This is a genomic window from Streptomyces tremellae (assembly GCF_039540215.1).
GTDB lineage: Bacteria > Actinomycetota > Actinomycetes > Streptomycetales > Streptomycetaceae > Streptomyces > Streptomyces tremellae.
Genome location: NZ_BAABEP010000114.1, coordinates 1 through 7,468 on the forward strand (window position 1 = coordinate 1; position 7,468 = coordinate 7,468).

General features: G+C 73.8%; 4 protein-coding genes and 1 pseudogene. 2 read left to right on the plus strand and 3 right to left on the minus strand.

Annotated elements, in window-relative coordinates:
* Positions 1 to 1,268 (minus strand): annotated as a pseudogene (locus tag ABEA77_RS33165) (glycosyl hydrolase); the annotation flags it as partial.
* Positions 1,269 to 1,527: 259 nt separating this feature from the next.
* Here ABEA77_RS33165 and ABEA77_RS33170 point away from each other — a divergent pair.
* Together ABEA77_RS33170 and ABEA77_RS33175 are read left to right on the plus strand one after the other, a co-directional pair.
* Positions 1,528 to 3,510, plus strand: coding sequence for an acetoacetate--CoA ligase (locus ABEA77_RS33170; protein WP_425588447.1), 1,983 nt, complete (start codon positions 1,528 to 1,530; stop codon positions 3,508 to 3,510).
* Positions 3,511 to 3,628: 118 nt separating this feature from the next.
* Entirely contained in the window at positions 3,629 to 4,537 is a 909-nt protein-coding gene (locus ABEA77_RS33175) for a hypothetical protein (RefSeq protein WP_345655791.1), read from the plus strand.
* A 350-nt stretch (positions 4,538 to 4,887) separates the two neighbouring features.
* Here the strand turns inward: ABEA77_RS33175 and ptsP are convergent, their stop codons facing one another.
* Both ptsP and ABEA77_RS33185 read right to left on the minus strand, forming a co-directional pair.
* Positions 4,888 to 6,567: a phosphoenolpyruvate--protein phosphotransferase gene (gene ptsP, locus ABEA77_RS33180; protein WP_345655793.1), complete on the minus strand. Its 1,680-nt coding sequence runs from the start codon at positions 6,565 to 6,567 to the stop codon at positions 4,888 to 4,890.
* A gap of 75 nt (positions 6,568 to 6,642) precedes the next feature.
* On the minus strand, positions 6,643 to 7,092 hold the full coding sequence (locus ABEA77_RS33185; protein WP_345655795.1) for a PTS sugar transporter subunit IIA: 450 nt from the start codon (positions 7,090 to 7,092) through the stop codon (positions 6,643 to 6,645).
* Positions 7,093 to 7,468 lie beyond the last annotated feature (376 nt).

Consider the following 7,468-nt stretch of genomic DNA (forward strand, 5'->3'; position numbering starts at 1 on the left):
ACGCGGGCCGCGTCCGCGATGATGAACGCGTCCCGGGCGTCTGTTTTGGCCTCGCGCCCCGTCGTGCCGCGCAGGAAGGCATCCCGCGCGCGGCCGTCCGCGTAGACCGGGTCCGCCGGGTCCGCGCGCACGGCCGGACCCACCACGGGTACGAGCCGAGTCCCCCGCGCCCGCAACTCCTCGGCGAGCGCGGCCGGCCCGGAGCCGCCGGCCATGCCCGCCGAGGACGCCCGGCCGGCCCGCGGGCGGGGCGCGCCGGCACCCGCGCGCCCCGCCGCCCACTGCACCGCCGACAGCGGCAGACCACGCTCCAGATGGTCCGCGACGACCCGCCGCACCTGCTGCTCCCCGCACGGCCCACCGGGCCCGTGCTGGAGGCCGAGCGCCCACGCGGGCGGCACCACCGGCGCCCCCGTCAGCCCTGCCCAGCAGCCGAGCACCCGCGTCGGCGTCCCCGTCATCACCCAGCACCGCAGCGGCCCGCCCTCCATCCGCAGCTCGCTCGTGCCCGGCCTGTCGTGCCCGGAACCCGCGCCCTCCCGGCCCTCGTACAGCGTCACCAGCCCGTCCCACGTGTTGTCGTAGAACGCCAGATGCGTCCCGCCGTCCGCCACCACCAGCTGCACCGGCATCGTCACCGGCCCCGCCGCCTCGCACGCCCCGGGCCCGGCCGACCGCGGAGCGGTGTTCCACAGCCGGTACGCGCCGTCCCGCAGCCGAAGCCCCGAAGCCCGCCCGCCGAGCCCGAAGAACCGCGCGTCCGCCGCCACCTCCGACCGCTGCGACCACCGAGTCCCCGCCCCGCCCGCCACCTCCCACCAGCGCGGCGGCCGCTCACGCCGCAGCACCACACCACCCGGCGTCCGCACCTCGATCGCGCCGTCGCGCGCCACCGCGACCGTCACCCGCTCCGACACCACCCGCCAGCCGCCGTCCGTGTCCGGTTCGAGCACCGCACGCGGATCGGCCTCGGGCGCGGGACCCGCCAGCGCGTACGACGGCTCGGGCCCCGCGCCGTCCCAGGCCCAGAACACCGCACCGCCGAGCACCACCCGTATGGACAGCCGCGCCCTGGCGAAACGCAGCGCCCCGCCACCGGGCCCCGGCTCCGCGCCAGAGACCCGGCCGGGCACCCTGGCACGCTCCGCGCCCCTCGGCGGCAGCCCTCGCGCGTCCGTACGCCGGTGCCGCCATGCCGAGCGGACCCCCATCAGCCCCCTGACCGAACCCGCCTCCCTCATCGAACGCACCAGCTCACGACCGTCCATGCTGATCAGCCTGCCATCCGTTCCGCGCGCCCGACGCCCCGTTCAACTGCCGTTCACCCAGCGGCCGTCCACCGGGCCGACCGCCCACCGCCCCGGCCCCCGGCAGCCGCCCGGCGCCGCCCGCCGGACGGCTCCTGCGGGCGCAACCTGGTGCGCGAGACGATCACGTGGCATCGTCCCTGTCAGCCGCGGACCGCGCGCCAGGGACGCGCGCACCCGCGTCACAGTCAGCGTCGAGCCAGGTCGGGAGAGCCGCACCATGATCGCAGAACCCACCCCCGCCCCCCTCTGGCAGCCCAGCTCCGAGCGCATCGCCGCCGCACAGATCACGCGCTTCCAGGAGTGGGCCGCCACCCACCACGGCGCACCGGCCGACGGCGGCTACCCCGCCCTGCACCGCTGGTCGGTCGAGTCGCTCGACGCCTTCTGGGCCGCCGTCGCCGAGTGGTTCGACATCCGCTTCGCCACCCCCTACGAGCAGGTGCTCGGCGACCGCGCCATGCCGGGTGCGCAGTGGTTCACCGGCTCCACCCTCAACTACGCGGAACACTCCCTGCGCGCCGGCGAGGACCCCGCGCGCGCCGACCTCCCCGCCCTCCTCCACGTCGACGAGACCCAGCAGCAGTCCCTCACCACCTGGCGCGAACTGCGCCACCAGGTCGGCTCTCTCGCCGAGCACCTGCGCGGCCTCGGCGTGCGGCCGGGCGACCGGGTCAGCGGCTACCTCCCCAACATCCCCCAGGCGATCGTGGCGCTCCTCGCCACCGCGGCGGTCGGCGCCGTGTGGACCTCCTGCGCCCCCGACTTCGGCGCGCGCAGCGTCCTCGACCGTTTCCAACAGGTAGAGCCCGTCGTCCTGTTCGCCGTCGACGGCTACCGCTACGGCGGCAGGACCCATGACCGCGGCGACGTCGTCGCCGAACTGCGGGCCGAACTGCCCACCCTGCGCGCCGTCGTCCACGTACCGCTCCTCGGCACCCGGGCGCCCGAGGGCACACTCGACTGGGCGGACCTCGTCACCGGCGAGACGGAACCCGTCTTCACGCACGTACCGTTCGCCCACCCGCTGTGGGTCCTGTACTCCTCCGGCACCACAGGACTGCCCAAGGCCATCGTGCAGTCCCAGGGCGGCATCCTCCTCGAACACGTCAAACAGCTCGGCCTCCACTGCGACCTCGGCCCCGACGACCGGTTCTTCTGGTACACGTCCACGGGCTGGATGATGTGGAACTTCCTCGCGTCGGGCCTCCTCGTCGGCGCCACCCTCGTGCTGTACGACGGCAGCCCCGCCCACCCCGGCGCCGACGCTCAGTGGGACGTCGCCGAACGCACCGGCGCCACCCTCTTCGGCACCTCGGCCGCCTACGTCATGGCCTGCCGCAAGGCCGGCGTCCACCCGGCGCGCGACCACGACCTCAGCCGCCTCGCCTGCGTCGCCACCACCGGCTCGCCGCTGCCCCCCGACGGGTTCCGATGGCTCCACGACGAACTCGGCCCCGAGGTATGGATCGCCTCCGTCAGCGGCGGCACTGACGTGTGCAGCTGCTTCGCCGGCGCGGTCCCCACCCTGCCCGTCCACACCGGCGAGCTCCAGGCGGCCGCCCTCGGCACCGACCTCCAGGCCTGGGACCCCGAAGGACACCCCCTGACGGGCGAGGTCGGCGAACTCGTCGTCACCAACCCCATGCCGTCGATGCCCGTGCGCTTCTGGAACGACCCGGACGGCAGCCGCTACCACGACAGCTACTTCGACACCTACCCAGGCGTCTGGCGGCACGGAGACTGGATCACCCTCACCGACAGGGGCTCCGTCGTCATCCACGGCCGTTCCGACTCCACCCTCAACCGGCAGGGCGTCCGCATGGGCTCGGCCGACATCTACGAGGCCGTCGAACGGATCCCGGAAGTCCGCGAGTCCCTCGTCATCGGCCTCGAACAGCCCGACGGCGGCTACTGGATGCCTCTGTTCGTCCACCTCGCCGACGGCGCCGTCCTCGACGACGACCTCGTCGCCCGTATCCGGCAGACCATCAGGACCGACCTCTCGCCCCGCCACGTGCCCGACGAGGTCATCGAGGCCCCCGGCATTCCCCACACCCTCACAGGAAAACGCATCGAGGTCCCCGTCAAGCGCCTCCTCCAGGGCACCCCGCTCGAACGAGCCGTCAACGCCGGCTCCGTCGACAGCCTCGACGTCCTGCGCTTCTACGAGCGGATCGCCCGCGACCGCGCCGGCCACTGACCGCCTGTCAGACCCCGTCGTTACGCTGAGTGAAAACGCGGCGTGCCGTGCGCACGGCACGCCACCACCCGCGCGCCCCGCCGGGGGCGCGCGGGCCCGCACCACACCAGGGGGAGCCATGACAGCACGCACAGAACACCCCGGCAGGCCCACGGCCAGAGCACTGCGCAGGGCGCTGCGCCGCGAGGTCCCCACCACCGTCGGCCTCCTCGCCGACGAGGAGGACTTCACCACCATGCGCGCCTACCGCACCTTCCCCTTCGACGACCACACGGCCTACCTGCGCCACACGGAAGCCCTCATCCGCAGGCTCGCAGCCCAGGGGCTCCACACCGACATCGCCCTCTTCGACCCCGTCGACTACGCCTGGCACTGCGCCGACACCGGCCGTGCCCCCGACTCGCCCGCCCATCGCGCCCGCTACACCGCGGGCATCTCCGCCGCGGGCGGAGCCGTCCTCACCTACACCGGCCAACCCCTCGACCTGCTGCTGCCCGCGCTCGCCGACACCGCCGTCCGCCGAGCGACCCACGCCTACGCCACAGCCGTCCTCGCCGACCTCGGCACCTGCGCCGAATGCCACCAGGACATCGGCCGGGCGGCCCTCGACCACGCCACCGCACTCCTGCACCGGCTCCTCGAACGCGCGGGCCCCGGCACCCACCACCTGGTATGCAGCACCCCGGCCGGCGAGGACCCGCTCACCGCCGCCCTCACCGTCGACCGCACCATCGCGGGCACCCCGGAGACCGGCTCCCCGACCACCGAGTTCAGCACGGTCCTCGCCGTGTCCGTGGCCCTGGACACACCGGCGGGACTCGTCATGCGCACCAGCGCCGAGGGCGTCCCCGACAGCCTCCGCGGCTGGCGCCTCGCCCGCGGACGCCTCGTGCCGCTCTCCGCAGCCGAGGTCTTCAACGCCTACTGCACCGACGCCGAGACCGGCGAACCCATCGGCCCCGAGCCCGGAGTCGACTACCGCGCGGGATTCGACCTCGGCCCCGGCGTACGGGAGTTCGGCCACTGACCCACCGGCACCGCACCCCACGGCCGCCGCCACGGCGAAGGGCCGCCCATCGGCGCACCCGGCGGACGGCCCCGGCCACCGGACGGCCCCGACCACCACGACGCCCCGCCGGCCACGGCCACCGGCAACCCGCCGACTACGCCGACTCCGACGACCACGACGGTCGGCCGGTCACGTCCCCGGCCATCCGGCAACCCGGTCGGCCGGTCACGTCCCCGGCCATCCGGCAACCCGGTCGGCCGGTCACGTCCCCGGCCACCCGGCAACCCGGTCGGCGCGGCGGCCAGGTCGGCCCAGCGGCCGCGTGACCACGCGCGCCCGCCGGGCCGACCCACTCAGCCCAGCGCAGCTCAGCCCTGCGCCTCGCCCGACAGCGCCGCCTGCGCCGCCTCCCTGGCCTCCGCCGCGGAATCCGTCGCACGCGCCGCGGCCGCCGCGCGCTCGCACTGCGCCAGCGTGTGCCTCGACAGCGCCGAGCGCACATACGGGATGGACGCGGCCCCCATCGAGAGCGATGTCACCCCGAGACCCGTCAGCACACACGCCAGCAGCGGATCCGACGCCGCCTCCCCGCACACACCGCAGCTCTTGCCCTCGGCCCGCGCGCTCTCCGCGGCGAGTGCCACCAGGTCGAGCAGTGCCGGATGCCACGGATCCTGGAGCCGCGACACCGCACCGACCTGCCGGTCGGCGGCGAACGTGTACTGCGCCAGGTCGTTCGTCCCCAGAGACAGGAACTCGACCTCCTGCAGGATCGACCTCGCCCGCAGCGCGGCCGACGGAATCTCCACCATCGCACCGAACTTGGCCCGCAAACCCGCCTCGCGGCAGGCGTCCGCGAACGCCTTCGCGTCCGCACGGTCCGCCACCATCGGGGCCATGACCTCCAGGTACACCGGAAGCCCCTCGGCCGCCTCCGACAGCGCCGCCAACTGCGTCCGCAGCACCTCGGGGTGGTCGAGCAGACTGCGCAGTCCCCGCACACCGAGTGCAGGATTCGGCTCGTCCGCGGGCGTCAGGAAGTCCAGCGGCTTGTCCGCCCCCGCGTCCAGCACCCGCACCACGACACGCCCCTCGGGGAACGCCTCAAGCACCTGCCGGTACGCCTCGACCTGCTTCTCCCGCGACGGCGCCTGCTTGCTGTCGTCGAGGAACAGGAACTCCGTACGGAACAGCCCCACGCCCTCGGCACCGGCCTCCACCGCCGCCGCCACGTCACCGGGACCACCGACATTGGCGAGCAACGGCACCTTGTGCCCGTCCGACGTCGCACCGGGACCCGTCGCGGCGCCCAGCGCGGCCCTGCGCTCCGCCGCCAGCTGCTCAAGCTGCGCCTTGCGCTCGGCCCCCGGCTCCACGAACACCTCGCCCGTGCTGCCGTCCACCGCGACCGAAGCGCCCTCAGGCAGCTCGGTCGCCCCGGCGAGCGCCACCACGGCGGGTACGCCGAGGGCACGCGCCAGGATCGCGCTGTGACTGGTGGGGCCGCCCTCCTCGGTGACGAACCCGAGCACGAGCGACGGGTCGAGCAGCGCGGTGTCCGCGGGCGCGAGGTCGCGCGCGACCAGCACGTACGGCTCGTCGCTGTCCGGCACGCCCGGCATCGGAACCCCCAGCAGCCGGGCGACGATACGATTCCGCACGTCGTCCAGGTCCGCGACCCGCCCGGCCAGGTAGTCGCCCGCGCCGGCGAGCAGCTCGCGGTACGAGGCGAACGCGTCGTAGACGCCCCGCTCGGCGGAACTCCCTGCGGCGATCCGACGTTCCACGTCCGCGATCAGCTCCGGGTCCTGCGCCATCATGGCCTGCGCCTCCAGCACAGCCTGCGCCTCACCTCCCGCGAGGTTCCCCCGGGCGATCAGATCCGCGGCCACGGCCTCGACGGCCTGTCGGGCCCGCCCCTGCTCACGCTCGGTCTCCCCGGCGGGGATCTGTTCGGCGGGCGGCTCCAGAACGGCCGTCCCCATGTGCCGGACCTCGCCGATCGCCACCCCGTGGCTGACACCGACGCCGCGCAGCGTTGTCTCCATTTCACCGTCTCCGATAGTGCGATGGCCCCCTGCATCGCGATTGATGTGCGGCACAGCGGTGAGCGGGTAATCCGCTCACCGCCAGTCGAACAGAGTCTCCCCTGTGGCGATCTCGCCGCTCTCCCGCAGCTCGGACAGGGAGTCCGTGGTCGCTTCGAGCGCCACGACGGGACAGATGGGCGACTTGCCCGCCGCTTCGACGTCCGCCGGGTTCCAGCGCACGACTGCCTGGCCCCGCGTCACGGTGTCGCCCTTGTTCACCAGCAGCTCGAAGCCGGCGCCGTTGAGCTGCACGGTGTCGATCCCCAGGTGGGTGAGGACGCCGTGGCCCTCGGCGTCCACGACGACGAACGCATGCGGGTGGAGCGACACCACGATCCCGTCGACGGGGGACACGGCCTCAGTGGCCTCACGCAGCGGGTCGATGGCGGTGCCGGGCCCGACCATCGCCCCGGCGAACACGGGGTCGGGCACGGCGGCGAGGCCGATGGCGCGGCCGGGCAGCGGAGCTGACACGAGGGTCATGGGGACCTCCCAGTGGGCGGAGTGTTGTGGAGTCCGCCGTCACTGTGAGTAGCAAAGACGGCGTGCTGCTCAGAGACTAAGTCATGGTTAGCAACGGTTCCGCACGGCAGGTCGGACCGGGAGAGGGGACCCGATTTGCCTGTGCCGACAGGCCCCTGTAGGGTCATATCCCTGCCTGGCACCGGTGCGGCGGACGCGAATGCGGACCGTGAGCCGGAGGTCGGCGGAACACTCATCAAGCTCCACCGCTCGAACAGAGCGCTGATTCCGCATGTTTGCGGAAGGGCGGTCAGGGAAGACGGAAAAGCCTGATAGAGTTTGGAAACACCGAAGGGAAAGCCCGGAGGAGCCCTGGGAGGGGGTCCGATGGAAGCGT